At 65.2% G+C, this 25333-nt stretch carries 26 protein-coding genes; 14 read left to right on the top strand and 12 right to left on the bottom strand.

Going from position 1 to position 25333, the window contains the following annotated elements:
- Positions 1-55 precede the first annotated feature (55 nt).
- Positions 56-520, top strand: coding sequence for a cell division protein FtsB (gene ftsB / locus QCE88_RS11165; protein WP_309901801.1), 465 nt, complete (start codon positions 56-58; stop codon positions 518-520).
- A gap of 91 nt (positions 521-611) precedes the next feature.
- Here ftsB and QCE88_RS11160 read toward each other — a convergent pair whose 3' ends face one another.
- The 3 genes from QCE88_RS11160 to QCE88_RS11150 form a co-directional block, all read right to left on the bottom strand.
- Positions 612-980: a hypothetical protein gene (locus QCE88_RS11160; RefSeq protein WP_309901799.1), complete on the bottom strand. Its 369-nt coding sequence runs from the start codon at positions 978-980 to the stop codon at positions 612-614.
- Between the two features lie 124 nt (positions 981-1104).
- Positions 1105-2055 carry an Hsp33 family molecular chaperone HslO gene (gene hslO, locus QCE88_RS11155; protein WP_309901797.1) on the bottom strand — a complete coding sequence of 317 codons (951 nt, stop codon included), beginning with the start codon at positions 2053-2055 and terminating at the stop codon, positions 1105-1107.
- Between the two features lie 42 nt (positions 2056-2097).
- Positions 2098-2622 (bottom strand): gamma carbonic anhydrase family protein, encoded by a 525-nt coding sequence (locus QCE88_RS11150; protein ID WP_309903528.1) that lies wholly within the window; start codon positions 2620-2622, stop codon positions 2098-2100.
- A 212-nt stretch (positions 2623-2834) separates the two neighbouring features.
- On the opposite strand from QCE88_RS11150, the gene QCE88_RS11145 reads away from it, so the two are divergent.
- The 10 genes from QCE88_RS11145 to QCE88_RS11100 all read left to right on the top strand — a co-directional run bounded on the left by QCE88_RS11145 (position 2835) and on the right by QCE88_RS11100 (position 12058).
- Positions 2835-3674, top strand: a complete 840-nt coding sequence (locus QCE88_RS11145) for a ferritin-like domain-containing protein (protein ID WP_309901794.1) — start codon at positions 2835-2837, stop codon at positions 3672-3674.
- A gap of 40 nt (positions 3675-3714) precedes the next feature.
- A complete protein-coding gene (locus QCE88_RS11140) occupies positions 3715-4599 on the top strand; it encodes an alpha/beta hydrolase (RefSeq protein ID WP_309901792.1) in 885 nt (294 codons plus the stop codon).
- 84 nt (positions 4600-4683) lie between these two features.
- Positions 4684-5514: a 3',5'-nucleoside bisphosphate phosphatase gene (locus QCE88_RS11135; RefSeq protein WP_309903526.1), complete on the top strand. Its 831-nt coding sequence runs from the start codon at positions 4684-4686 to the stop codon at positions 5512-5514.
- A gap of 187 nt (positions 5515-5701) precedes the next feature.
- Positions 5702-6331 carry an L-threonylcarbamoyladenylate synthase gene (locus QCE88_RS11130; RefSeq protein WP_309832684.1) on the top strand — a complete coding sequence of 210 codons (630 nt, stop codon included), beginning with the start codon at positions 5702-5704 and terminating at the stop codon, positions 6329-6331.
- 152 nt (positions 6332-6483) lie between these two features.
- A complete protein-coding gene (locus tag QCE88_RS11125; protein ID WP_309901790.1) occupies positions 6484-7149 on the top strand; it encodes a site-2 protease family protein in 666 nt (221 codons plus the stop codon).
- Positions 7150-7153: 4 nt separating this feature from the next.
- Positions 7154-8356 carry a tryptophan--tRNA ligase gene (locus QCE88_RS11120; RefSeq protein ID WP_309832682.1) on the top strand — a complete coding sequence of 401 codons (1203 nt, stop codon included), beginning with the start codon at positions 7154-7156 and terminating at the stop codon, positions 8354-8356.
- Positions 8356-8928 (top strand): class I SAM-dependent methyltransferase, encoded by a 573-nt coding sequence (locus QCE88_RS11115; protein WP_309901788.1) that lies wholly within the window; start codon positions 8356-8358, stop codon positions 8926-8928. Before QCE88_RS11120 ends, QCE88_RS11115 begins: the two co-directional genes overlap by 1 nt.
- A gap of 63 nt (positions 8929-8991) precedes the next feature.
- Entirely contained in the window at positions 8992-9918 is a 927-nt protein-coding gene (dapA, locus tag QCE88_RS11110; RefSeq protein ID WP_309901786.1) for a 4-hydroxy-tetrahydrodipicolinate synthase, read from the top strand.
- A gap of 187 nt (positions 9919-10105) precedes the next feature.
- A complete protein-coding gene (bamC, locus tag QCE88_RS11105) occupies positions 10106-11248 on the top strand; it encodes an outer membrane protein assembly factor BamC (protein WP_309901784.1) in 1143 nt (380 codons plus the stop codon).
- Positions 11249-11284: 36 nt separating this feature from the next.
- Positions 11285-12058 carry an MBL fold metallo-hydrolase gene (locus QCE88_RS11100; protein ID WP_309901782.1) on the top strand — a complete coding sequence of 258 codons (774 nt, stop codon included), beginning with the start codon at positions 11285-11287 and terminating at the stop codon, positions 12056-12058.
- A 122-nt stretch (positions 12059-12180) separates the two neighbouring features.
- On the opposite strand, the gene QCE88_RS11095 is transcribed toward QCE88_RS11100, so the two are convergent.
- Both QCE88_RS11095 and QCE88_RS11090 read right to left on the bottom strand, forming a co-directional pair.
- Complete coding sequence (locus QCE88_RS11095; RefSeq protein ID WP_309832676.1) at positions 12181-12435, bottom strand: hypothetical protein; 255 nt, start codon at positions 12433-12435, stop codon at positions 12181-12183.
- Positions 12436-12701: 266 nt separating this feature from the next.
- Positions 12702-13940, bottom strand: coding sequence for a JmjC domain-containing protein (locus tag QCE88_RS11090; RefSeq protein ID WP_309901780.1), 1239 nt, complete (start codon positions 13938-13940; stop codon positions 12702-12704).
- A gap of 33 nt (positions 13941-13973) precedes the next feature.
- Here QCE88_RS11090 and QCE88_RS11085 point away from each other — a divergent pair, with 33 nt between their 5' ends.
- The gene (locus QCE88_RS11085) at positions 13974-14525 is read left to right on the top strand and encodes a peptidylprolyl isomerase (RefSeq protein ID WP_309808810.1); all 552 of its coding nucleotides are present in this window, start codon (positions 13974-13976) and stop codon (positions 14523-14525) included.
- A gap of 57 nt (positions 14526-14582) precedes the next feature.
- Here QCE88_RS11085 and QCE88_RS11080 read toward each other — a convergent pair whose 3' ends face one another.
- The 5 genes from QCE88_RS11080 to QCE88_RS11060 all read right to left on the bottom strand — a co-directional run bounded on the left by QCE88_RS11080 (position 14583) and on the right by QCE88_RS11060 (position 21911).
- On the bottom strand, positions 14583-15893 hold the full coding sequence (locus QCE88_RS11080; protein WP_309901777.1) for a hypothetical protein: 1311 nt from the start codon (positions 15891-15893) through the stop codon (positions 14583-14585).
- Complete coding sequence (mutS, locus tag QCE88_RS11075) at positions 15868-18579, bottom strand: DNA mismatch repair protein MutS (RefSeq protein WP_309903524.1); 2712 nt, start codon at positions 18577-18579, stop codon at positions 15868-15870. The genes QCE88_RS11080 and mutS overlap by 26 nt, the downstream gene beginning before the upstream one ends.
- A gap of 515 nt (positions 18580-19094) precedes the next feature.
- Entirely contained in the window at positions 19095-19463 is a 369-nt protein-coding gene (locus QCE88_RS11070; RefSeq protein WP_309901775.1) for a glycine zipper domain-containing protein, read from the bottom strand.
- Positions 19464-19628: 165 nt separating this feature from the next.
- Entirely contained in the window at positions 19629-20927 is a 1299-nt protein-coding gene (lplT, locus tag QCE88_RS11065; protein WP_309901773.1) for a lysophospholipid transporter LplT, read from the bottom strand.
- Positions 20928-21107: 180 nt separating this feature from the next.
- On the bottom strand, positions 21108-21911 hold the full coding sequence (locus QCE88_RS11060) for an inositol monophosphatase family protein (RefSeq protein WP_309901771.1): 804 nt from the start codon (positions 21909-21911) through the stop codon (positions 21108-21110).
- Between the two features lie 298 nt (positions 21912-22209).
- Here QCE88_RS11060 and QCE88_RS11055 point away from each other — a divergent pair, with 298 nt between their 5' ends.
- Positions 22210-22989 (top strand): RNA methyltransferase, encoded by a 780-nt coding sequence (locus QCE88_RS11055; protein WP_309901769.1) that lies wholly within the window; start codon positions 22210-22212, stop codon positions 22987-22989.
- Between the two features lie 184 nt (positions 22990-23173).
- Complete coding sequence (cysE, locus tag QCE88_RS11050; RefSeq protein ID WP_309901767.1) at positions 23174-23980, top strand: serine O-acetyltransferase; 807 nt, start codon at positions 23174-23176, stop codon at positions 23978-23980.
- Between the two features lie 4 nt (positions 23981-23984).
- Here cysE and QCE88_RS11045 read toward each other — a convergent pair whose 3' ends face one another.
- The gene (locus QCE88_RS11045; RefSeq protein WP_309901765.1) at positions 23985-24785 is read right to left on the bottom strand and encodes a UDP-2,3-diacylglucosamine diphosphatase; all 801 of its coding nucleotides are present in this window, start codon (positions 24783-24785) and stop codon (positions 23985-23987) included.
- A 13-nt stretch (positions 24786-24798) separates the two neighbouring features.
- Positions 24799-25290 carry a peptidylprolyl isomerase gene (locus QCE88_RS11040; RefSeq protein WP_309901763.1) on the bottom strand — a complete coding sequence of 164 codons (492 nt, stop codon included), beginning with the start codon at positions 25288-25290 and terminating at the stop codon, positions 24799-24801.
- Positions 25291-25333 lie beyond the last annotated feature (43 nt).

Raw genomic sequence — 25333 nt, 5'->3', positions numbered from 1 at the left:
TCGCCCTCGGCCAAACGTCTTTCGCCGCCGGGCGACGCTTCTTTCGGCTACTTGAATGCGGCTCGTCACTGTCGTTCTGATTCTGTTGCTGGCGCTGATCCAGTACCCGCTCTGGTGGGGCCACGGCGGCTGGCTGCGCGTGCACGAATTGCAGCAGCAGCTCGGGCAGCAGACGGACAAGAACACCACTCTGCGCTTGCGTAACGAGCGGGTGCAGGGCGAGGTTCAGGATCTGCAGAACGGCACGTCGGCGGTCGAGGAACGGGCGCGCTACGAGATGGGCATGGTGAAGGACAGCGAGGTGTTCGTGCAGTTCGTCTCGCCGAATTCCACTGCGCCCGTCAACTCGGCCAACGTGCCGGGCATGAGCGGGTCGACGCGCGGTCAGGTGTCGTCGGCGCCGTTGCGCGTGGTGCCGAATCCGGTGTCGCGCTCGAAGCAGGAGTTGCGCGATCTCGACCGCAAGGCGCAGAAGGACAAGGCGGCTGACGCGAAGAAGAAGCAGGGCGGCGCGCAGTAATACGCGGCGCGGTTCAGACAGACGAAAAAATGGCGCGGTCACTTCACGTGATCGCGCCATTTTTGTTTTCATGAGCCGTGTGTTGCCGCGCTCACCACCAGGTGCCGATGCCCACGCCCGTGCCCCAGTACGGTCCACCCCAGCCGCCGCTCGAATAGCCGCCGTACACCGAGACGGGTGCCGGCGCCGGTGCGTAGAACTGCGACATCGTCCGGGCGGCCTCGCTGGCCGTGGCGGCCTGCTGCGATTCGTTGAGCGCCTGCTTGTCGATGGCGTTGTAGCGGGCCATCTGCTGCTGCGGCGTCAGCGCCTGTTGCGGCGCGGGCGCGGTGTCGGGCAGACGGCTATAAATCGGCGAAGGGCCAGGCGGCTCCATCGCGCAGCCCGCGACGAGCGCGAACCCCGCGACGAATGCGAACAACCCCGTCAGCCGTTTCCAGTCGGGCAGTGCGGTTTTCATCTTGCGACCTCCAGCGGGCCGGACATCTGAACGGAAATTCAACCAGAACCTGCGGCGGGCTTTCCGTGAACCGCACCGCAGGCGACGCTTCATGGCCCCTTTTCAAGCCCTGTTTCGCCGACGCTCAATGCCGCCGGTCCGACGCCGGGCTCACGCCTTGTGAGAGCTCTTTCGCGACGAAAAGTTGCGCGACGTCCACCGGGTCGAAGTCATAACGCTGGTTGCAGAACTCGCAATGCACCTCGACGCCGCCACGTTCCGCGATCACGCTGTCCACTTCCTCGCGGCCCAGCATCTTCAGCATGCCGCCCACTTTCTCGCGCGAGCAGCTGCACTGGAAGCGCGCGGGCGCGGGATCGAAATGCTGGACGTTTTCCTGCCAGAAGAGCCGCTTGAACACAGTGTCCGGTTCTTCCTTCAGCAGTTCCTCGTTGGACAGCGTGCTGCCGAGATGGCAGACGCGCTGCCACGTATCGGCGTCGTGCTCGCCCGGATGCGGGACGATGCCGCCGTCGCCGGGCAGCTTCTGCAGCAGCATGCCGACCGCGCGATCGGTATCCGCGGCGAGCCACAGGCGCGTGTCGAGCTGCTCCGAGTGGTGCATGTAGTGCTCGAGCACCTCGGCCATCGACGCCAGCGGGCCGTGCTCGCCCGACAGCGGCACGATGCCTTGGTACGGCTGCTGGCCCGGCTTCTTGTCGGACGGATCGAGCGTGATCACGCAGCGGCCGCGGCCATGCTGGTTCAGCAGCTCGCTGAGCGACATTTCGTCCTTCAGTTCGCTCTCCGCGCCCTCGGCCAGCTTGGCCGTGGCACGCAGCGACAGGTTCGAATGGCACTGCACGACCAGCATCTTCACGGGGCCGTCGCCGTAGATCTGCATGACGAGCGTGCCGTCGAACTTGAGATTGGCCGACAGCAGCGCGCACGCCGCCATCATCTCGCCGAGCACAGTGCGCACGGCAACCGGATACTGGCGACGCGCGAGCACTTCCTGCCACGTCTGACGCAGCGAAACGATCTCGCCGCGCACCGGCGCCGCATTGAACATGAATTTTTGCAACTGGTCGTTCACAACGCTTCCTTGGGTGTTGAGACTGGCCCGGATGTCCGGGTCTCAGCCGATGCGCACGAGCTGCGCCTTGTAATATTCGCGCCGGTCGGCATAGCTTGCCGTGGCCCCGCGCATGCGGGCGATGTCCGCTTCGCCGATCTCCCGGACGGCCTTCGCCGGCGCGCCGAGAATCAGCGTGTTGTCCGGAAAGACCTTGCCTTCGGTGACCACGGCGCCCGCGCCAACCAGACAGTTGCGGCCGATGACCGCACCATTCAAGACCACCGCCTGAATCCCGATCAGCGAGCCTTCCTTGACGGTGCAGCCGTGCAACATGGCCTGATGGCCGACGGTGACGTCGTTTTCAATCGTCAGCGGAAAACCCGGGTCCGCGTGCAGCACCGCGCCTTCCTGCACGTTGCTGCCGCGCCCGACGACGATCGGCTCGTTGTCGCCGCGCAGGGCGGCGCCGGGCCACACGCTGGCGTTTTCCGCGAGCGTCACGCGACCGATGATGGTCGCCGTGTCCGCCAGAAACACGCTTTCGTGGATGGTGGGGGCGTCGTCGCCGAGTTTGTAGATGGCCACATTGTCTCCTGAGGCGTGGAATTGTATGAACGGGTGCGAACGGGGCGTGGCCGGGGCGGGTCCGGCGGCGGCGCTACAATGCGCGCCTGCCGGCTCGGCGGCCGACGTCGCTGCGCGCTGCGCGGGCGTGCGCCGGGATGACCATTTTAGCCGTTTGCACTGGATGCCCGCCGATCCTGAATTTTCCGGCATCCTCTCTCCAGACCGCCACCATGCACGAAACCACCACGCCCTCCGACACCGACGCCCGTCTTCTCGCGCTCGAGATCCTGCGCGAGCGCGATCCCGCTGTGAAGGCGTCGCGTACGCGCGCGCTATGGGACGCCGTGCACGCGCAGGCGGCGCGGATCGATCCGGCGAGTGCCCCGGCCGATCCCGGCGATCTTCCGGGCCGCCCGGTGCGGCCTGCGCTGGTCGAGCCGTCGGCGCTGAAGCGGCGCGGCATGCAGTCGGAGGCGGGGCGGGCCGTGCTGCTGCACGCGCTCGCGCACATCGAATTCAACGCGATCAACCTGGCCCTCGATGCCGTCTGGCGCTTCCCGGCCATGCCTCACGATTTCTATCTCGACTGGCTGAAAGTCGCCGCCGAGGAAGCGCATCATTTCTCGCTGCTGAGCGCGCGGCTGGCCGAATTTGGCCACGCATACGGCGATTTCCCGGCGCACGATGGCCTGTGGGACATGGCCCAGCGTACTTGTGGGGATGTACTCGGCCGCATGGCGCTGGTGCCGCGCACGCTGGAGGCGCGCGGGCTGGACGCGTCGCCGCCCATTCGCAAGCGGCTCGCGCAGGCGGGCGATCACGCTTCAGCAGCGATTCTGGACATCATCCTGCGCGACGAGATCGGCCATGTGCTGATCGGCAACCGCTGGTTCCGCTTTCTCTGCGACGTCCGGCAACTCGATCCCCACGTGACCTACGAACACCTCGCCGCCCACTATCACGCGCCACGGCTGCGCGGACCGTTCAACTTCGAGGCACGTCGCGAGGCGGGTTTCGACGAAGCGGAACTGCGCGCGCTCTCAGGTCTCGACGACGCGCCGCCGGTATAATCGAACGATCATCCGTTTTTATCTTGAAGAAGGCGGGAACATGAAGGAATCGCGCTCCGAATTCATCGATGCGCACGGCGTGCGGCTGCATGTGCGCCGCTGGGGTCCGCCCGATGCACCGATGCTCTTCATGCTGCACGGCTGGATGGATATCGGCGCGTCGTTCCAGTTTGTCGTCGATGCACTCGCCGGCGACTGGCAGGTGCTCGCGCCGGATGCGCGCGGGTTCGGCCTGTCGGACTGGCCGGTGGCCCGCAGCGGCGGCGGTCATTACCACTTTCCGGACTATCTCGCGGATCTCGAACGGCTTCTCGACCACTTCACGCCTGACGCCCCGGCGAATCTCGTCGGTCACAGCATGGGCGCGAATCTCGCGCTGCTGTACGCCGGCGTGCGGCCGGAGCGCGTGCGGCGCGTCGTCGATCTGGAAGGGTTCGGTTTGCCGGCGGCGCGCGCGTCGCAGGCGCCTGGCCGTCTGGCGCAGTGGCTGGACGACCAGCGCACGCCGCCAACACTGCGCAGCTACGCGAGCCTCGACGAAGTGGCCGAGCGCCTGATCCGCACCAATCCGCGCCTCGCGCCGGCCCGCGCGCGCCATCTGGCGCAGTTCTGGTCGCGCGAAGAAGCGGACGGACGGTTTCACCTGCTCGCCGATCCGGCACACAAGATGCGCGGACCGACGCTGTACCGTCTGGACGAAGTCAGCGCAACGTGGGCGCGCGTCACGGCGCCGGTGTTGCACGTCGAAGCGAAGGATTCGCCGACCCTCGCGGGCTTTGCCGGCCAGACGCCCGTCGCCGAGTTCAAGCAGCGCTTCGAGGCGTTTGCCGACTGGCGCGAGGAGGTCATCGACGACGCCGGCCACATGGTCCATCACGACCAGCCGGAACGAGTTGCGGCGCTGATCGCGGCGTTCTGTGCGTGAGCGCGCCCGCGTGTGACGATGGGACGCCATGCCCGGACTGTCATGCCATTAAACTAGAATGTCAGTGAACCGCGAGAACCGATGATGAACGCCGACCTGCATTGCCACTCCACCGTGTCCGACGGCCAGTTCGCGCCCGCCGAGGTTGCGGCACGGGCGCATGCGAACGGCGTGACGCTGTGGTCGCTGACGGATCACGATCAGATCGGTGGCCAGCGCGAAGCGCGCGCGGCGGCCGAGGCGCTCGGCATGGGCTATCTGGCCGGCGTCGAAATCTCGGTGACGTGGGCGGCGCGGACGGTGCATATCGTCGGCATGAACGTCGATGCCGAACACGAAGGGCTGCAAAGAGGCCTCGAATGCACGCGCAACGGCCGGGCGGCGCGCGGCGAGGCGATCGGCGAGGCGCTGGCGGCCGTTGGCATTCCGGACTGCCTGAAGGGCGCGCTGCGCTATACCGACGACCCCGACATGATCTCGCGCACGCACTTCGCGCGCTATCTGGTCGACGCGGGTTACGCGAAATCCACGTCCGAGGTGTTCGCGCGCTATCTCGGCGACGGCAAGCCAGGCTTCGTCGAGCATCGCTGGGCCAAGCTGGCCGACGCCGTGAAGTGGATCCGCGAAGCGGGCGGCGAGCCGATCATCGCGCATCCCGGCCGCTACGATTACACGCAAGTGGAGTTCGCCGCGCTGTTCGACGAGTTCATCCAGCTGGGCGGGCGCGCCATCGAGGTCGTGACGGGCAGTCACACGCCCGATCAATATCGCGAGTACGCTGACGTCGCGCGTCGCTATGGCTTCGAGGCATCGCGCGGATCGGACTTCCACGGCGCGGGCGAAGGTCGCGTCGATCTCGGCCGGCTGCCGCCGTTGCCGGACGACCTCACGCCCGTCTGGGAGCGCTGGCTGTAACGCGCCTTCGCGCGCGGCGCCTGCTTGGTTCCTGCGCTGTTCCCTGCGTGATTACTTTTTCGCGCGCACGGTCTTTGCATCACCCGTCTTATTCCGTACGCAGTTCGCGTACCGGCGCACCTGGGCGCGAGTTGCACGTGTGCCCGTGCCATGCGCGCGCAAACGATCGAAACAACAAGGCGTCGTCATGTCCCAATTCTTTCGCATTCATCCGGACAATCCGCAGCCGCGGCTCATCAATCAGGCGGTGCAGATCATCAAGGACGGCGGGCTCGTCGCCTTGCCGACGGATTCCAGCTATGCGCTCGCCTGCCATCTCGACGACAAGGACGCCGTCGAGCGCCTGCGACGCATTCGCGGCATCGACGACAAGCAACTGCTGTCGCTGCTCGTGCGCGACCTGTCCGAGCTGTCCAATTTCGCCCAGGTCGACAACCAGCAATACCGTCTCATCAAGTCGGTGACGCCGGGGCCTTATGTGTTCGTGCTGCAGGCCACCAAGGAAGTGCCGCGCCGGCTGTCGCATCCGTCGCGCAAGACCATCGGGCTGCGGGTGCCGGATCACACGATCACGCTCGGACTGCTCGAAGCGCTCGGCGAGCCGCTGCTCGCCTCCACGCTGATCCTGCCGCCCGACACCGAACCGCTCAACGACGCCGAGGAGATTCGCGAGCGCCTGGAAAAGCAGATCGAACTGGTGATCGACGCGGGCGCGTGTCCCGCGGAGCCTTCCACGGTGATCGACCTGTCCGGGGGGGAGCCCGTGCTCGTGCGCGCGGGGCGAGGCAGTCTCGAACCGTTCGGGCTCACGGCCTAGCGCCGCGCAGTGACGCACACGAGCACAACGCCCGCACAACGCCCGCATAAGTCCCGATTAAGTCTCATGCTTCATGCTGCGGCCGAGAGCGTGCGCGCACGGCCACACAGCGCGCCCGGAACCTTCCTGCCTGCTTGATACAATACCGCCCTATGGATTCTTCCCTGATACAGACCATCGCGGTCTACGCGCTCCCGGTGATCTTCGCGATCACGCTGCACGAGGCCGCGCACGGTTACGCCGCGCGCCTGCTCGGCGACAACACGGCCTACGTGCTCGGCCGCGTTTCCATGAATCCGATGCGCCATATCGATCCCATCGGCACGATCCTGATTCCCATCGTCCTGTATTTCGTGACGAGCGGCGCGTTCATGTTCGGCTATGCCAAACCGGTGCCGGTCGCGTTCGGCAACCTGCGCAATCCGCGCTGGGGCAGCCTCTGGGTGGCCGCCGCCGGTCCCGGTAGCAACTTCGTGCAGGCGCTCGTGTGGGGCGTAATCGCGGTGCTGCTCATGGTCTTTCACGTCGACGAACCGTTCTTCACGCGCATGGCGGCAGCAGGCGTCGGCGTGAATCTCGTGCTCGGCGTGCTCAACCTGTTTCCGCTGCCGCCGCTCGACGGCGGCCGCGTGCTGATGGCGCTCCTGCCGGTGCGCGCGTCCATCGCGTTCTCGAAGCTCGAACCTTACGGCTTCTTCATCGTGATGGCGCTCGTCGTTACCGGCGTGCTGACGCGCTTCTGGCTCGGGCCGCTCGTGAGCGTCGGCTACGCGGCGGTATCGGCCATCCTGAATCCCCTCGCTTCACTCTTTCCATAACATCATGTTCCCTGACCGTATTTTCTCCGGCATGCGCCCCACTGGGTCGCTGCATCTCGGCCACTATCACGGCGTGCTGAAAAACTGGGTGCGGCTGCAGTCCGAATACCCGTGCTTCTTCGCGGTCGTGGACTGGCATGCGCTCACCACGCACTACGAGACGCCCGAGGTCATCGAGAAAAACGTCTGGGAGGTGCTGATCGACTGGCTGGCCTCGGGCATCGATCCGGCGCAGGCCACGCTGTTCATCCAGAGCCGCGTGCCCGAGCACGCCGAATTGTCGCTGCTGCTCGGCATGGGCACGCCGCTCGGCTGGCTCGAACGCGTGCCGACCTACAAGGAGCAGATCGAGAAGCTGAAGGAGAAGGATCTCGACACTTACGGCTTCCTCGGCTATCCGGTGCTGATGGCGGCGGACATCCTGCTGTATCGCGCGTCGCTCGTGCCGGTGGGCGAGGACCAGGTGCCGCACGTCGAGATGACGCGTGAAATCGCGCGCCGCTTCAACTATCTCTACGGCCGCGAACCGGGCTTCGACGAAAAGGCGATGGAAGCCGCGAAGAAGCTCGGCGGCAAGCGCTCGAAGCTGTATCACGAACTGCGCGTCGCCTATCAGCAGGAAGGCGACGACGAAGCGCTCGAACAAGCGCGCGCGATGCTGCAGGAATCGCAGAGCCTCTCGATGAGCGACCGCGAGCGCCTGTTCGGCTATCTGGAAGGTTCGCGCAAGATCATCCTGGTCGAGCCGCAGGTGCTGCTGACGGAAGCGTCGCGCATGCCGGGCCTCGACGGGCAGAAGATGTCGAAGTCCTATGGCAATACCATCGGTTTGCGCGAGGACGCGGCGACCATCGAACAGAAGGTGCGCCGCATGCCGACCGACCCGGCGCGCGTGCGCCGCACCGATCCGGGCGATCCAGACAAGTGCCCGGTCTGGAAGCTGCACGAGGTCTATACCGACGAGACGGTCCATGCGTGGGTGCAGAAGGGTTGCCGCAGCGCGGGCATCGGCTGTCTAGAATGCAAGCAGCCGGTGATCGAGGGCATCCTGCGCGAACAGCAGCCGATGCTCGAACGCGCGCAGAAATACATGGACGATCCGTCGCTGCTGCGCGCGATCGTTGCGGACGGCTGCGACAAGGCCCGCAAGTTTGCCGTGGAGACGATGCGCGACGTACGCGAGGCCATGGGCCTGTCCTACAACTGATGGACAGTGTGGCGAGCGTCTGGATCACGCGCTGGGCGCATCTGATCGCGGCCGGCGGCGCGGTGCTCGATGTCGCCGCGGGCAGCGGGCGCCATGCGCGCTGGCTGGCGGCGCGAGGGCATCGCGTGCTGGCGGTGGATCGCGACGCGCAGGCGCTCGAGTCGATGGCGTCGGAGATTGGCATCGACACGTTGAACGCCGATCTCGAAGACGGTTCTACTTGGCCGCTTTCCGGCCGAACGTTCGATGCAGTCGTCGTCACGAACTATCTGCACCGGCCGTTGTTCGGCGCGCTGGTCGGCTCGCTTGCGCCGGGCGGCGTGCTGCTTTACGAAACCTTCGCGGCGGGCAATGCGAGTGTGGGCAAGCCGTCCAATCCGGCGTTCCTGCTCGCGCCTGGCGAACTGCTGGACGCCGTGCGCGGACCGTTGCGCGTGATCGGCTACGAAGACGGCTTTCTCGATGAACCGCGGCCGGCGTATGTGCAGCGCATCTGTGCGGTCCGCGAGGCAAATCAGCTCACGATTGGTAACACACCCCCGGGTCCGCCGCGTTACGCGTTGCACGGCTAATCCGCTACAATCGCGAGAGATCGCGTTTCGCGGCTAAATTCACGATTAAATTCATAGAGTTTCATGACAAACGGCACAAACGGCACCAGCGGCACCCACCAGGGCGGTCTTCAGATCCGCGGCAGCATTCCTGCCATCGTTACCCCGATGCACGATGACGGTAGTCTCGATCTGCCGGCGTTCCGAAAACTGGTGGACTGGCATGTCGAACAGGGTTCGAACGGTCTCGTCGTCGTGGGCACGAGCGGCGAATCGGCCACGCTGTCGGTCGAGGAACACATCCTGATGATCCAGACGGCCGTCGAACACGCGGCCAAGCGCTTTCCGATCATCGCGGGCGCGGGCGGCAACTCCACCGCCGAAGCCATCGAACTCTCGAAGCACGCGAAGAAGGTCGGCGCCGACGCCACGCTGCAAGTCGTCCCGTATTACAACAAGCCGACGCAGGAAGGCATCTATCGCCATTTCAAGGCGATCGCGGAAGCCGTCGACCTGCCCGTGATCCTCTACAACGTCCCCGGCCGCACGGTCGCGGACATGAGCAACGAAACCATCCTGCGCGCGGCGCAGGTGCCGGGCATCATCGGCGTGAAGGAAGCGACCGGCAACATCGATCGCGCCGCGCAACTGATCAAGCACGCGCCGGCGCACTTCGGCATCTACAGCGGCGACGACCCCACGGCCATCGCGCTGATGCTGCTGGGCGGCCACGGCAACATCTCGGTGACGGCCAACGTCGCGCCGAAGGCCATGAGCCAGCTGTGCCGCGCCGCGCTCGAAGGCGACGCGGTCACTGCACGCCGCATCCACATGCAGTTGCTGTCGCTGCACAAACAGCTCTTCTGTGAATCGAATCCGATTCCGGCCAAGTGGGCGCTCGCCGAACTGGGCCACATGCAGCATGGCATCCGTCTGCCGCTCACGCCGCTCGATGCGCGCTTCCACGACGTCGTGCGCGACGCGCTGCGCGAGTCAGGGCTGCTCGGCTGATCGCCTGCGGCGGCGCGCCATGGTCACACTCACGTGATCGCCGCGCCGCCGCAAGTGATCGACATGAACCACTGCCTCCATCCTCAACCCACGCTCCTTGGCCTCATCGGCCGGTCCCGATGAACCGCTCGGCCCGAGCGGGATCCGCGCCAGGACCCAAGCGTCATCAGCAGCAACGAAGGACCTCATGAAACGTTCCGCTCTTCTTGTTCATGCAAAACGCCTGAGCGTGCTGTCGCTTGGCGCCAGTGCCCTGTTTGCCCTCGCCGGTTGCGATACGCTCAACGACTGGCTCGCGCCGGACCGCGTCAACTACAAGTCTGCTGAAACCGCGCCGTCGCTCAACGTGCCCTCGGACCTGACCACGGCCAACATCAGCCAGCGTTACGCCGCGCCGCCGAAGATCAACGCGCTGGGCGGCGCCGCCGAGCGCTCGGTCACGCCGGCCGGCAACGCGACGCTCGGTGTGCCGAACACGCAGGATCCGTACGGCATGCACGTCGAGAAGGACGGCGATCGCCGCTGGCTCGTCGTCGACGGCCGCTCGCCCGACCAGATCTGGGATCCGCTCAAGGAGTTCTGGCAGGAGAACGGCTTCACGCTCAAGACCGACGCGCCCGCTACCGGCATCATGGCAACCGACTGGGCCGAGAACCGCGCCAACATTCCGAGCGACTGGTTCAGGAACAGCGTGGGCAAGCTGATCGATTTCGCGTATTCGTCGGGCACGCGCGACATGTTCCGCACCCAGGTGGATCGCGCGCAGGACGGCTCCACGGACATCTCCATCACGCACAGCGCGATGGAAGAAGTGTTGACGGGACAGGACAAGACCGGCTCGCGCTGGGAAACGCGTCCGCGCAATCCGGAGCTCGAAGCGGCGGTCCTCACGAAGCTGATGCAGAAGTTCGGTCTCACCGAAGACCAGTCGAAGAAGCTGATCGCCGATGCACGGCCGGCCGGCGCGAAGGTCGCGGTGGATCCGGGCGCGGGCGGCACGTCGCTCGATCTCGCCGAGCCCTTCGATCGCGCGTGGCTGCGCGTGGGCCTGGCGCTCGATCGCACGAACTTCACGGTCGACAACCGCGATCGCGAGAAGGGCATCTACTACGTGCATTACTCGGACTCGATGGCCGAGCTCAAGAAAGACGGCCTGTTCGGCAAGTTCTTTTCGAGCAACACGCCGAAGCCGACGCGCCAGTTCCTCGTCAACGTGAAGCCGAAGGCGGACACGGTCACGCAGATCGGCGTCGTCGATGCGAACGGGCAGCCGGATACGTCGTCCGATGCGCAGCGCATCGTCTCGTTGCTTCACGCACAGTTGAACTAACACGCGTGCGGGACTTCAGTTGATCAAGGTTGCATCGTGAGATTCGCCAGTCTGGGCAGCGGCAGCGAAGGCAATGCATTGCTCGTCGAGGCGTCGTGCGGCACCACCACGACGCGCGTGCTGCTCGACTGCGGCTTCTCGGCGAAGGAGATCGAGCGGCGTCTCGCGCGGCTCGATTGCCGCGCCGAAGATCTCGACGCCATCGTCATCACGCACGAGCATACGGATCACATCGGCAGCGCGATGACGCTGGCGCGCAAGTTCTCGATTCCGTTGCACATGAGCTGGGGCACGGCGCGCGCGATCGGCGCCGATGAAGGCAAGGTCGAGCTGAACGTGCTGTGGGGCGACGAGCGGGTGGCCATCGGCGATCTGAGCGTGTTGCCCTACACCGTGCCGCACGATGCCCGCGAGCCGCTGCAATACGTCTTCTCCGATGGCGCCAGCCGTCTGGGCGTGCTCACCGACGTGGGCGTTTCAACGCCTCATATCACGGCCATGCTGAGCGGTTGCGACGCACTCGTACTCGAATCCAATCACGATCTCGCGATGCTCGCAGCAAGCCGCTATCCGCCTTCGCTGAAGGCGCGCATCGGCGGAACGCATGGACACCTGAATAACGATGCGGCCGCGGCCATTCTCGCTTCTCTGGATCGATCGAAGCTGCGTCATCTGGTAGCCGCTCATCTGAGTCAGCAGAACAATCAGCCGCATCTGGCGCAGGCGGCCCTTGCGGCGGTGTTGGGGACAGCGGAGATTGAAGTGGTCGTTGCCACGCAAGCCGAGGGCTTCGACTGGCTGACGCTATAGGGTTCTTTCAATACGCGCCATGCACGACATGAAGCACACTTAAAAAAAAAACCGGCTCGAGAGCCGGTTTTTTCGTTTGCAGGCCGCATTGAGCGGCCTGCGGGGGCATAGCGCCTGAAGCCTTACTGGCTTGCGCCCGATGCCGGAGCAGCAGCCGAAGCGGCAGCGTCCGAAGCAGCGCCAGCAGCCGAAGCTGCGTCGCTTGCAGCGGCCGAAGCGCTCGATGCTGCAGCGTTTGCGTCCGAAGCGGCAGCAGCCGGTGCCGAAGCAGCCGACGTATCGCTTGCAGCGCTCGGAGCAGCCGAATCGCTAGACTTGTTGCATGCAGCAAGAGCAACAGCAGCCAACAGGGATGCTACGAGGAGGGATTTCTTCATGATCACGTCCTTTTATGGTTAAAGGTAAGCAACAGCGCAAAGTACCGGTAATGTGTGCTCCAACACCGACCAGGGCCGCTGTGGAGACTCACAATTCTTTTTTGTGTGAGACTTCCTACGGCTTGGCCGGAAATTATAGGCACTTTCGCAACGACCGTCGATAAATCGGGGGCCGATACGTTGTCTTTCTCATACAAACTTTCATATTGCGGAACGCCGCATTCTAGCATCTGCAGCGTTCTGGAAGTCTCGTTGAGCCAAGCCTGTCAAGCCCAGACGCCCAATTGAATCCAGCCCGCACGATACCATTCGTGCAGCAACGCCGTCATTGTCGAATCGTCTGTAAGTGTTACAAAGCGTTTCGCCTCCAGATGCCTTGAATCGGCCAATTCAGGGAGCCACTTTTTCAGCTTCGACGATAACGATGCTGCCTCGCCATTTACGAAATATGACTTCTGGTCATAGAGCAAAATGGCCTTTCTATCCAGCCTTACGCCCGTCTTTTTTGCACGTTCAACGAAACGCGCTTCATTCAAAATGCGTTCAGGCGGGTCAAACACCACATTCGCCTTCGGCTCGCTCAGATAAGTGCCCAGAAACGCGGCAATGTCCTTTTCATCCCAGTCGATGTTCGCAAGGATCGCGCCTACACGCTCCTTCAGCAGTTGAGGCAGCGCGCCCGGGTTCGCCACGGGTTCCTGAGCGGGATCGCGATAACGCGCGCCGGCACGGGCGCCCTCGGCCGCTTCGCCTGCACGCTCGGCCAGGTGATAGAGGAACTGCGCCGTGAGTTCATGCTCCGAGGGCGCGCGAAAGCCGATGGACGCCGTCATGCATTCGCCTTCTGCAATGCCGTCGTGCGCGACGTGCGGCGGCAGATAGAGCATGTCGCCGGGCTCCAGCAGCCATTCCTCTTCGGGCTCGAAGTGCTGTAAAACTTTCAACGGCAATCCGGGTTTTAGCGAAAGATCGCGCTGTTTGCCAATACGCCAGCGACGCTTGCCATGCACCTGCAGCAGAAACACATCATAAGAGTCGAAATGCGGACCGACGCCGCCGCCATCGGTGGCGTACGAGATCATCAGATCGTCCAGGCGCGCGTCCGGAATGAAACGGAACTGGTTCATCAGTGCATGAGCGCGGTCGTCGTGCAGGTTCGCGCCTTGCACGAGCAGCGTCCATTCACGCTTTTTCACCGATGGCAGTTCGTCAGGCGCGAACGGCCCGTGCTCCATGTCCCATTTGTCGCGAAAATGAGTGATGAGACGCGACTCGACGTCGTCGAGATCGGCGAGCGCGAAGAGTTCGTCACGCGGCAGCGGAGCGGCAAGACCGGGGAATGCCTGGCGGATCAACAGCGGCTTTTTCTGCCAGTAGCGACGCATGAACTGAAGCGGCGTGCGGTTGCCCAACAGGGGGGTGATTTCGTTCGGCAAGGGCGCACGAGTGGGCCCGGGCGGGGTGGAACGGGGGGACGGACTGGCGTGGTGTGGCCGCTTGGGCATCGTATAATCGAGTCTTGTATCTTGGAGGATCCAATGAAAATTGCGAAAGACAAAGTCGTTTCGGTCGCGTACAAGCTATCGGATGCGCAAGGCAATCTGATCGAGGAAAGCGACGAGCCGATGGTCTATCTGCACGGCGGCTATGATGGCACGTTCCCCAAGATCGAGGAAGCGCTCGCCGGCCATGAAGCCGGCTTTGAAACGCTCATCCAGCTCGAGCCGCAGGACGCATTCGGCGAGTACGATCCCGAGCTCGTGAAGATCGAGGAGCGCAGCCGTTTTCCCGAGCCGCTGGAAGTGGGCATGCAGTTCGAAGGTACGCCTGAGGATGCAGACGACGAACTGGACTCGCTGATCTACACCGTCACTGACGTCGCCGAGGACAAGGTCGTGCTGGACGGCAATCATCCGCTCGCGGGCATGGCCTTGCGTTTCGCGCTGTCGGTGCAGGAAGTGCGTGACGCCACGGATGACGAGATCGAGCATCAGCACGCGCATGGCGCGGATGGACTGCAAGTCGTCGATGAAGACGACGAAGAAGACGATAACGAACCGCGCAAGGACGCGGGCCCGACGCTGCACTGAACGCGCGGCGCGAGACCACTCATTGATGAAGAAAGCGCAGCTTCGGCTGCGCTTTTTTTATTGGGTCGGCGTGGGCGAGTTCGGCGCCGCGCCGTTCTGCATGCTCGAGGCCGGCGTCGGATAAAGAGGCGGCAGCGACTGCGGCGGCGTCAGGATGGGCGGAAGATCGGACGCGGGCAAGGGCATAGTCGGCGGCGCGGGCAGGGCTTCGGGCAGGTCGTTGCGCGGCAGCGCGAGCGGCGTCGGTTGCGATTGAGGCGTCGGATACGCCAGGTCCGACGCGCTCGAAGGCGCACTGGTGTCCGCGTTGGCCGCTCCGTTCACGGTACGCACGCGCAGACGGAACGGCGGATGCCATTGCGCATCGGTCTGCACGTCGAGCCATTGCGATTGCGGCTTGCCGAACGCGATGGCCACGCGCGTCAGGTTCGTGACGATCAGCCCTTTGTCATTGCGCAGCGGCTGGTCGATATGAAAGCCGGCGGGCTCGGACGCATCCGTGCCGTGGATCACGATGACCGGCCCCCGAAACGTTTCGGCGGCCTTCACGAGACTGCGCTTGAGTTCGAGGAAGCCGTCGCGCGGCGGATTCGCGCGTGAAAAGCGCAGCCATGCAAAGCGCTCGCGCCGTTCATAGCGCGAGAAATCCGGATCGCCCTGCAGCAGGATGACGAGCGCACGCATGTCCGTGCGCCGCGCGGTCTCCGCCGCATGTTCGAGCCAGAAGCTGGTGGCGACAGCGCGGTCTTCGAACTCGCCGTTGCGTCCGCCCGCGGTCAGATAGTGATTGTTCGGACTCGGCACGTTCAGGCCGATGAACGCGACGCCCTGCGACTGCCAGCGCACGATCTCGCGAAAGGTGCGAAACCGCGCGACATCGCTTTGGCGCGACAGCGTGAGCGGCGTCTGGCCGAGCGCATTGGCGTCGGCGAAGAATAGCTGGCGGATGAAGTCGAGCCGTTCCACAGGGTCATAGGCACCTGCGTGAACCTGACCGCAGTCGGCCCAATCGTGCTGGCCCAGCAGGACGATCACCGGCGTGCGCGACGCATCCAGCAGATCATGGCGCGACTGATAGATGCTGTCGCGGCATGCTTCGGCGCTGCCCTTGAAATTGCCGTCGTAAACGATGAAAGCGATGTTGCTGTCGCGCCCGATGGCATCGAGCATGCGGCGCACCGGGGCTTCGTCAGCGGGGCGCGAGAGCGCGTTGGCGAGCACCGCAAAGCCGAGCGGCCCGCTGGCCTGCGCATGCCCGACTGCGCTCCACATGAGCGCCGCGAGCAGCACGGCCGCAGCCGTCAGACGGGACGCATGAGAGAGGCGCGATAATCCGGCACGCTCAACGCGCGTCATCCGGCGGCGCATTCGCCAGCTCGTGCAGTTCGTAGAGCAGATCGAGCGCGTCGCGCGGACGCAGTTCGTTCGGATCGAATCCGCGCAGCTTCGCCAACACCGGATGCTCGGGCGCTTCGACAGCTTCAGGCGCCTCCGCTTCGTCTCCATACGGCGCATAGGGCTGGCTCGCGAAGAGATCGAACTGGGGGGTGGGCTGGTTGATCGACTGCTGTTCGAGCAGCACCAGATGCTTGCGCGCCGCCCGGATCACCGCCGACGGCACGCCTGCGAGTTGCGCCACCTGCAGGCCGTAGCTCTGATTGGCCGGACCTTCGCTGACGGCATGCAGGAACACGATGCCATGGTCGTGCTCGACCGCCGAGAGATGCACGTTCGCTGCCTGCGCGAACTCGCTCGGCAGTTGCGTGAGCTCGAAGTAGTGCGTGGCGAACAACGTGTAGCAGGCGTTGTGCGTGAGCAGATGCCGCGCGATGGCCCACGCGAGCGCGAGGCCATCGAAGGTCGAGGTGCCGCGCCCGATCTCGTCCATCAGCACGAGACTCGACGCGCTGGCGTCGTTGAGAATCGCAGCGGCTTCGGTCATCTCCACCATGAAGGTGGAGCGGCCGCCGGCGAGGTCGTCGGCAGCGCCGATGCGCGTGAAGATGCGGTCCAGCGCGCCGAAGCGCGCGCGCTTCGCGGGCACGTAGCTGCCCACATAGGCCATCAGCGCAATCAGCGCGGTCTGACGCATGAAGGTGGACTTGCCGCCCATGTTCGGCCCGGTGATCAGCAGGAGCTTGCGATCCTGGCTCAGGCAGCAGTCGTTGGCGATGAACTGCTCGACCTGCGCCTCGACCACCGGATGTCGCCCTTGTTCGATATCGATGCCTGCTTCGGCCGAAAACTGCGGCGCGACCCAGTCGAGCGCGCGGGCGCGTTCGGCGAAAGCACACAGCAGGTCCATCTCGGCGAGCGCGCCGGCCACGCGCTGGCAGTCCGCGATGAAGGGCAGCAGGTTCTGCAGCAGCGCTTCATAGAGCGCGCGTTCGCGGGCGAGCGCGCGTTCCTGCGCGGACAGCGCCTTGTCCTCGAAGGTCTTCAGTTCGGGCGTGATATAGCGCTCGGCGTTCTTCAGCGTCTGGCGGCGGCGATAGTCGTCGGGCACCTTGTCCGTCTGGCCGCGCGTCACTTCGATATAGAAGCCATGCACCTTGTTGTACTCGACGCGCAGGTTCGCAATGCCGGTGCGCTCGCGCTCGCGTGTTTCGAGATCGATCAGGAACTGGTCGCAGTTCTCCGAGATGTCGCGCAGTTCGTCGAGATCGGGATCGTAGCCGCGCGCGATGACGCCGCCGTCGCGGATCAGCGCGGCCGGTTCGGGCGCAATGGCGCTCGTCAGCAGGTCGAGACATTCATGCGGCGGTTCGAGCGCGGCGCTGATGCGTTCCAGCGCGCTCGCCTGCGCCGACACCCCCGCGACCTGCACACGCAATTCGGGCAGCGCGGCGAAGGTGTCGCGCAAACTCGACAGGTCACGCGGACGCGCGGACAGCAGCGCGAGGCGCCCGGTGATGCGTTCGATGTCCGACACCCGGCGCAGCGCCGTGCGCAACGTATCCAGGCTGCTGGCGGCCGGTGCTTCGATGAGCGCGCCGATGGCCTGCTGGCGCGCCTGTGCGATGGCGGCGTCGCGCGGCGGGTGATGCAGCCAGTGGCGCAGCAGACGGCTGCCCATGGTCGTGCAGCAGGTGTCGAGCAGGGAGAACAAGGTGGGCGATTCCGTGCCGCGCAGCGTCTCGGTCAATTCGAGATTGCGCCGCGTGGCGGGATCCAGCCCGATGTATTCCGACTCGTATTCCACCTTCAGGCTGCGCACGTGGCGCAACTGCTGGCCCTGGGTCGCCGCCGCATAGAGCAGCAACGCGCCCGCCGCCCCGCACGCGCAGGTGAGCGTCTGCGCGCCGAAGCCGTCGAGGCTCGCGACATCCAGTTGCTCGCGCAGGCGCTGCGTGCCCGAGCCGACGTCGAAATGCCAGGCGGGCACCCGCGTGATGGCGACGTGGCTCGCGCCGAGATTGGTTACCCCGAGCGAGCTTTGCAGGTCCGTGATCGAATCCGCGACCAGTGTTTCGGCCGGACGGATGCGCTCCAGCGCCGCACCCACTTGAGCGGGCGCGACTTCCGCGAGGCGCAGCGCGCCGCTTGCCAGATTGAGCCACGCGAGCCCGACGCTCGTGACCACGCCGCGCCGGTTGTGAATGGGGCAGAGCGCAAGCAGGTAGACGTCGCTTTTGTCGGAGAGCAGGGCGGCGTCGGTCAGCGTGCCCGGCGTGACCACGCGCATGACCTTGCGTTCGACGGGGCCCTTTGACGTGGCCGGGTCGCCGATCTGCTCACAGATCGCCACCGACTCGCCGAGCTTCACGAGCTTGGCGAGATACTGCTCGCACGCGTGATGCGGCACGCCCGCCATGCGAATGGGATTGCCGCCGGACGCGCCGCGCTGCGTGAGCGTGAGATCGAGCAGACGCGCGGCTTTTTCGGCGTCCTCGAAGAACAGCTCGTAGAAGTCGCCCATGCGATAGAACACCAGCGTGCCGGGATGCTGCGCCTTGATGCGCAGATACTGCTGCATCATGGGCGTGTGTTGCGACAGGTCCGCAGGCGCGGCGGTTTCGCTGGAGGAGTCGGGAGTTGCCGTGTGATTGCCCATCATGCGTGCTGTGAAAGCCGGAACGTGCCGACGGCCGGACGCAACGTGCGCCCACCGCGGACGGCGGATAGCGGCGGTGGTGACCGGTCATGACCGGTTACCACCAACAGGGCATGAGTTTAACCTGTCGTGAAGGGCGGGCGGAGTCGGCCGATTGGACTAGTCCGGACGGACATGAGCTAGCTCGTTCAACGAGGCCGGCTGTATGCCGGTGATACGGTCACGCCGGCGCCGCCAAGTTGTTCGAGAAAGACACCGAGACCTCACCGAGACCTACAAGCAAGCCCCGCTTACGCAACCAGGGCCACTCGAAAGTGGCCCTGGGATGTGCCGCCTCAGGCCTGGCGCCCGGACGACGCTTGCGTTGTCAGCATTGTGGTCAGCGAGGTGTGACAACTGTTGCGCACACGATTCGAGTTTCAGATTTCTGAGTGTGCGCGGCATGCGCACACGCCCGTACACGGGCGATTGGACCGCCCGCCCGAAATCAGAAACCCTTTCGCCGAACCAGCGCTCTACGCACGCGCGGCCAGGAATCCCACCAGCAGCGCGAGTCCCGCCACCGCGCCCAGCGTGTGCCAAGGCTTGTCGTGCACGAATTCATCGGCATAACCGGCCGCGTCGCCGAGCTTGCCCGAGAACACGCTGCCCGCGCCGTTCATCTGCGAGCGCGCCGACTTCAGCTTGGCTTGCAGGTCGCGCCGCAGCTTGTCGGCGTCGATGTCCTTCGCGCCGTGAATCGAACTTTCCAGATCATCGAGCAGGCTGCGCAACTGGCTGCTGGCCGAATCGACCGCGTCGCTCGCACCGCGCACCGCGCGCTCGCCGACGTTGGCTGCGCCATTGATTTTGCTGTCGAGCGTCGAACGTGTGAACAATCCCATTTCCTTGCTCCTTTATTGACGTTGCCGAATAAGATTAGCGCCGGATTCGCCGCCTGCCACGATTTATCGCAACGGCCTGACGACCGTTCGTTTGGTACCCCGCGCAGGCTTGTCAACCGGTCACGCGCGGGGCCGGCGAATCCAGATTCATCGAATCAGCAAGGATCATTCCTCGACCATCGCGCCCAGGTCGACTTCGCGGTCGTTGCGGGCGTGGCGGCGCATCGCGAGCGCCATCATCAGGCAGACGAACAGACCGAAAACGACGATGATCCACTGCACCGGCACCTGAATGGTCAGCAGCAGCGCGTAAGCGCCGAGCATCGCCAGCACGGCGATATTTTGGTTGAAGTTCTGCACCGCGATGGAATGTCCCGCCGACAGCAGCGTAGCACCGCGATGCTGCAGGATCGCGTTCATCGGCACGATGAAGAAGCCGGACAGGCCGCCCAGCGCGATCATCAGCGGATAGGCCATCAGGATGTAGGCGGGCGCGAACCACGGACCGACATGCACGCCCGCGCCGGCCGGGAACAGGTCCTTGTTGTAGAAGGCCATCGCCACCGATACCGCGCCGATCAGCACGCCCACCGGCAGCACCTTCAGCGACTGGCGCAGCACGATCCACGCGGACGCCGCCGCCGCGCCGAGCGCGATGCCCACGCCCGTGATGCCCTGCAGCACGGCCGCCTTCGACAGCGACAGGCCGAGGTTCGCGTCGGCCCACTTGAGCACCAGCAGTTGCAGCGTGACGGCGGCGCCCCACAGCAGCGTCGTGACCCACAGCGCAATCTGCGCGAGCCGGTCTTTCCACAGCACCTTGAAGCAGTGCGAGAAGTCGTGCACGAGACGGGTCGGCTGGTTCAGCAGGTTCGGATAGCGTGCGCCGGTATCGGGAATGAACGCGTTGATCGCCGCCGCCGACGCGTAGATCAGCATCACGGTGAACAGCGCGGCGTGCGCGGCGGTGTGCACGAAGGGCAGGTGCGCCTGCGCCACCCAGTGCGTGACCATCTGGCTCACGAGCGCGCCGCCGATCACGGTGCCGAGAATGGTCGAGCCGACCGTCGCGGATTCGAGCCACGCATTGGCCGCGATCAGTTTCTGCGGCGGCAGGAGTTCGGTCAGGATGCCGTATTTGGCGGGCGAATAGGCCGCCGCACCGAGACCCACGACGCCGTACGCGATCATCGGATGCACGCCCGCGATCATCAGCGCGCAGCCGGCCGCCTTCAGCGCGTTCGAGATGAACATGACGTGGCGTTTCTGGAGCGCGTCCGCGAATGCGCCTACGAAGGGCGCGAGCACCACGTAGGAAATCGTGAAGAAGATTTGCAGCAGCGGCGTGACCCACGGCGCCGACTGCACGACGGCGAGCATGGCGATGGCGGCGATCAGGAGCGCATTGTCGGCGAGCGACGAGACGAACTGCGCGGCGATGATCGTGTAGAAGCCTTTTTTCATGACGGGCTCGATGGCAGGCTCGGCGCGCGGTCCCGAAGCGCAATGCCTGACGCGGACGGGATGCGCATCGCCCGATGCGGCCGGGGCAAAAGAGTGCATCGTAGCGGAGCCCCGCGATCGATGCAGACCCGGCGCGCGTGCGGAACGATGCGGAAAAAGCGGGGCGCGCCTGCGTTCGGCTTATTCGCCGGTCAAACGCGTGCGCGAATACATGTCGAGGATCTTGATCATCTGCGCGTAGACCTTCGGGTTCGCCGCGACGATCTCGTTCTTGAACAGGAAGTCCGACTCGCCCGTGTAGTTGCCGACCAGGCCGCCCGCTTCCGTGACGATCAGGCTGCCTGCCGCGACGTCCCACGGATGGATGCCCTGCTCGAAGAAACCGTCGAGCCGGCCCGCCGCGACGTTCGCGAGGTCCAGCGCCGCCGCGCCCGGACGGCGCAGGCCCGCGCACGACAGCGTCATTTCGCTGAACATGCGCATGTAGGCGTTGAGGCCCTGGCCGTCGCGGAACGGGAAGCCCGTGCCGACCAGCGCGTCCGACAGCCGGTCCAGCTTGCCGACGCGAATCCGGCGCTCGTTCAGATACGCGCCGCGGCCGCGCGAGGCGGTGAACAGGTCGTTGCGGGTCGGATCGTAGACGACGGCCTGCTGCACCACGCCCTTGTGCGCGAGCGCAATCGACACGCAGTAATACTGGAAGCCGTGGATGAAGTTGGTGGTGCCGTCGAGCGGGTCGATGATCCACTGGAACTCGGACTGGCGCTCGGTCTCGCCGGATTCTTCGGCGAGGATGGAATGGTCGGGATAGGCGGTGGTGAGCGTCTCGATGATCGCGGCTTCGGACGGCTTGTCGACTTCCGTCACGAAGTCGTTGTGCTGTTTCTTGCTGATCTGGATGCGGTCCAGGTCCAGCGATGCGCGGTTGATGATCTGTCCGGCGCGGCGCGCGGCCTTGACAGCGATATTGAGCATCGGATGCATGAGCGAAATCCTCTGGCCGCCTGCGCGTTCGAACGGACGCGACAAGCGAAAAAGTGGGCGACAACGACTGTCGACGAAAGACGAATTGAATAAGAGCGAGGCGGCCGCGAGACAGTCCGGAGTGAATCCGGCCGCCATTCACGACGCGCGAGGGCGCCATTTTACCCGAAACTCGGCGCCGGGCCGCGCTCGATGCGGCGGCATCATGCGGCCCGGACGTCGGACGGGCGGCAAAAGCGCGTTAACATAGCGGGCTCAACCGCTTTATTCCCAGCCTTTTTTCAGCACGAACCGCGCCTTGGACACCAACGATCTTTCCCCGCCCGCCGGAGGCTTCACCTCCACCCGCTTCGTCCTCGTCGAGCCGAGTCATCCGGGCAATGTCGGCGCGGCCGCGCGCGCGCTCAAGACCATGGGCTTCGCGCGCCTCGTGCTCGTCGCGCCACGGATCGCGGACGTCAAGAACACACCGGAAGCCATCGCGATGGCTTCCGGCGCCGATGACGTGCTTGCGTCCGCGCACGTCGTCGACACGCTCGCCGATGCGCTCACCGGCGTCCGCTGGTCCGTCGCGCTGACGGCGCGCACACGCGAATACGGCCCGCCGCAGATGCCGCCGCGTGCGCTGGCCGAGCGTGCGCACGAGTTCGTCCGGCACGGCGACATCGCGCTCGTGTTCGGCAACGAGCGCACCGGGCTCTCGAATGCGGACGTCGAACGCTGCAGCGCGCTCGCGCATATCCCGGCCAATCCGGCCTACAGTTCGCTCAATCTCGCGCAGGCCGTGCAGGTGCTGGCCTACGAACTGCGTCTCGCGTTCCAGGCGCCGGCCAGCCCGCTCGCGCTCGTGGAAACGGCGGAGCAGGGCGCATCGAACGATGAAATCGAAGGCATGTATGCGCATCTCGAAGAAGCGCTCGTCGCGCTGGCGTTTCTCGATCCGGCCCATCCGAAGAAGCTGATGTCGCGTATTCGGCAGATGTTCGCGCGCGCCGGACTCGAGCACGAGGAAGTCAATATCCTGCGCGGCATCGCCAAGCACGTGCTGCTGCAGGCGGGCAAGGATCGCAAGGGATAAGTCGAGGACCGGCCGACCGCATTCGCATCGTGGGCATCACGGCAGACTCCGCGCGCTCGCCCTACAATCGCCGGAAAACGGCCCGAGCCGATATAAGCTTTGCGCGTTCCGTGCTATGCAGGCCTCCGCCTGCCTGCACGGCGTGGCGCGGGCCCCGTCCCTGTCCCTCAATCGAGACCTCGCCATGTTCGACCGACTTCGCGAAGACATCGCCGCCATCCGCGAGCGCGATCCCGCTGCCCGCAGCGCATGGGAAGTCGCTACCTGCTATCCAGGGCTGCACGCCATCGTGCTGCATCGGTTCGCGCATGCATGCTGGCGCGGTCAATGGCGCTGGCTCGCGCGCTTCGTGTCGCAGGTCGCGCGCTTTCTCACCGGCATCGAGATCCATCCGGGCGCGACGCTCGGCCGGCGCGTGTTCATCGATCATGGCATGGGTGTCGTGATCGGCGAGACGGCCGAGATCGGCGACGACTGCACCATCTATCAGGGCGTGACGCTCGGCGGCACCTCGCTCACGCGCGGCGCGAAGCGCCATCCGACGCTCGAACGCGGCGTGATCGTCGGGGCGGGGGCGAAGGTGCTCGGCGGCTTCACGGTGGGCGCGGAAGCGAAGATCGGCTCGAATGCCGTGGTGGTGAAGCCGGTGCCGGCAGGCGGCACGGCGGTCGGCAATCCGGCGCGCATCGTGATGCCGGCAGTCGGCAGGAAGCCGGCCGAAACGCCGGCGCGCAACGGCTTCTGCGCCTACGGCATCACGCCGAACGCCGACGATCCGATGTCGCTTGCCATCCACGGCCTGATCGATCATGCCTCGACGCAGACCCAGCGCATCGACGAGATGGTCGCGGCGCTGGAGCGGCTTGGCGCGCGCATGGAAGCGTTGAATCCGGCGGACGGCGCCGCGCTCATCGACCTCAAGCGCCTGTGCACGTCGATGGACGGCAAAACCAGCGCCGCCGCCGTTCACACGGCGGACGCCGCGCGCTGACGCTTCACAGCGGCAACGCGCGCAGGCCCTGTTCGTCCAGACGCAGGTAGCCTCCGCGCGGCGCGGCGACATCGAGTTCCCAGTCAGGCAACACCCAGCGCACGCCCTCGACCTCGCGATGCATCGCCGGCCGGTGCGTGTGGCCGTGAATCAGCGTATGCGTGTGGCTCGCGATGAAGAGCTCGGACACGGCCTTTCTCGTGACATCGTATTTGGGCGCGGCGCCCGCCATGCGGCCTCCCTCGCTCTTCGTACGCATGCGTTGGCCGACGCCCATGCGCGTGTCGAGCGGCAACGCCAGAAACAGGCGTTGCGCGATGCGGTTGCGCGCGAGCGCACGGAAGGCCTGGTAGCCGCGATCGGCGGTGCAGAGCCCGTCGCCGTGCGCGAGCACGATGCGCTTGCCGAAGCCGGTGATGACGAACGGCTCGGGCAGCAGCATCGCACCGGCGTCCTTCATGAAGCGCGGCCCGAGCAGGAAGTCGCGGTTGCCGTGCATCACATACAGCCCGATACCGCGTTCCGACAGCGTATGCATCAGACGCGTCATGCGGCGCGCGAAAGCGGCGCGGGGGTGCGACGATGGCGCATCGAGGATGTCGTCGCCGATCCAGAATTCGAACAGGTCGCCGAGAATGAAGACGGAATCCGCCTCGTTCGCGGTGACCTCGACGAAATGCTCGAACGCCGTGACCGTGTTCGGCAGCGCCTCGCTCAAGTGCAGGTCGGAAATGAAAAACAGCGGGCGCGACTGTTTCGCCGCACCCGCTGCGCCGCGATCGAATGACGCGTTCGTAGCGATCATGCAATGACCGCGATCAGACCACCACGGCCTTCTCGATCACGACGTCGTCCGCCGGCACGTCCTGATGGAAGCCCTTCGAGCCGGTCTTCACCTTCTTGATCTTGTCGACCACGTCCATGCCCTCGACCACGCGGCCGAACACGGTGTAGCCCCAGCCTTGCGGCGTCGGCGACGAGTGGTTCAGGAAGTCGTTGTCCTTCACGTTGATGAAGAACTGCGCGGTGGCCGAATGCGGATCATTCGTGCGGGCCATCGCGACCGTGTAGTTGTCGTTCGCGAGGCCGTTGTTGGCTTCGTTGGTGATCGGCGCGTCGGTCGGCTTTTGCTTCATGCCCGGCTCGAAGCCGCCGCCCTGAATCATGAAGCCGTCGATCACGCGGTGGAACACGGTGTTGTCATAGTGTCCCTTCTTCACGTAGTTGAGGAAGTTTTCCACCGACTTCGGCGCCTTCTCAGCGTCCAGTTCGAGCTTGATGACGCCGTGGTTCGTATGCAGTTCGACCATGATTGTGTTCTCCAGGGTTCCAGATTGTTTGATGGGCCCGTGG

Source organism: Caballeronia sp. LZ035 (genome assembly GCF_031451175.1).
Classification (GTDB): Bacteria; Pseudomonadota; Gammaproteobacteria; order Burkholderiales; family Burkholderiaceae; genus Caballeronia.
The sequence above is the reverse complement of the archived record's forward strand: the minus strand, read 5'-3'. Positions and strand labels throughout refer to the sequence as shown.

Bases quoted from the DNA above. Each gene is read 5' to 3' on its own strand.
- QCE88_RS11080 (WP_309901777.1), bottom strand. From the start codon at position 15,893: ATGCGCCGCCGGATGACGCGCGTTGAGCGTGCCGGATTATCGCGCCTC.
- QCE88_RS11095 (WP_309832676.1), bottom strand. From the start codon at position 12,435: ATGAAGAAATCCCTCCTCGTAGCATCCCTGTTGGCTGCTGTTGCTCTT.
- QCE88_RS11115 (WP_309901788.1), top strand. From the start codon at position 8,356: ATGGACAGTGTGGCGAGCGTCTGGATCACGCGCTGGGCGCATCTGATC.
- QCE88_RS11130 (WP_309832684.1), top strand. From the start codon at position 5,702: ATGTCCCAATTCTTTCGCATTCATCCGGACAATCCGCAGCCGCGGCTC.
- QCE88_RS11060 (WP_309901771.1), bottom strand. From the start codon at position 21,911: ATGCATCCGATGCTCAATATCGCTGTCAAGGCCGCGCGCCGCGCCGGA.
- QCE88_RS11125 (WP_309901790.1), top strand. From the start codon at position 6,484: ATGGATTCTTCCCTGATACAGACCATCGCGGTCTACGCGCTCCCGGTG.
- QCE88_RS11145 (WP_309901794.1), top strand. From the start codon at position 2,835: ATGCACGAAACCACCACGCCCTCCGACACCGACGCCCGTCTTCTCGCG.
- lplT (WP_309901773.1), bottom strand. From the start codon at position 20,927: ATGAAAAAAGGCTTCTACACGATCATCGCCGCGCAGTTCGTCTCGTCG.
- QCE88_RS11070 (WP_309901775.1), bottom strand. From the start codon at position 19,463: ATGGGATTGTTCACACGTTCGACGCTCGACAGCAAAATCAATGGCGCA.
- mutS (WP_309903524.1), bottom strand. From the start codon at position 18,579: ATGGGCAATCACACGGCAACTCCCGACTCCTCCAGCGAAACCGCCGCG.
- QCE88_RS11040 (WP_309901763.1), bottom strand. From the start codon at position 25,290: ATGGTCGAACTGCATACGAACCACGGCGTCATCAAGCTCGAACTGGAC.
- ftsB (WP_309901801.1), top strand. From the start codon at position 56: ATGCGGCTCGTCACTGTCGTTCTGATTCTGTTGCTGGCGCTGATCCAG.
- QCE88_RS11140 (WP_309901792.1), top strand. From the start codon at position 3,715: ATGAAGGAATCGCGCTCCGAATTCATCGATGCGCACGGCGTGCGGCTG.
- dapA (WP_309901786.1), top strand. From the start codon at position 8,992: ATGACAAACGGCACAAACGGCACCAGCGGCACCCACCAGGGCGGTCTT.
- QCE88_RS11045 (WP_309901765.1), bottom strand. From the start codon at position 24,785: ATGATCGCTACGAACGCGTCATTCGATCGCGGCGCAGCGGGTGCGGCG.
- QCE88_RS11160 (WP_309901799.1), bottom strand. From the start codon at position 980: ATGAAAACCGCACTGCCCGACTGGAAACGGCTGACGGGGTTGTTCGCA.
- QCE88_RS11120 (WP_309832682.1), top strand. From the start codon at position 7,154: ATGTTCCCTGACCGTATTTTCTCCGGCATGCGCCCCACTGGGTCGCTG.
- cysE (WP_309901767.1), top strand. From the start codon at position 23,174: ATGTTCGACCGACTTCGCGAAGACATCGCCGCCATCCGCGAGCGCGAT.
- QCE88_RS11135 (WP_309903526.1), top strand. From the start codon at position 4,684: ATGAACGCCGACCTGCATTGCCACTCCACCGTGTCCGACGGCCAGTTC.
- QCE88_RS11085 (WP_309808810.1), top strand. From the start codon at position 13,974: ATGAAAATTGCGAAAGACAAAGTCGTTTCGGTCGCGTACAAGCTATCG.
- QCE88_RS11090 (WP_309901780.1), bottom strand. From the start codon at position 13,940: ATGCCCAAGCGGCCACACCACGCCAGTCCGTCCCCCCGTTCCACCCCG.
- bamC (WP_309901784.1), top strand. From the start codon at position 10,106: ATGAAACGTTCCGCTCTTCTTGTTCATGCAAAACGCCTGAGCGTGCTG.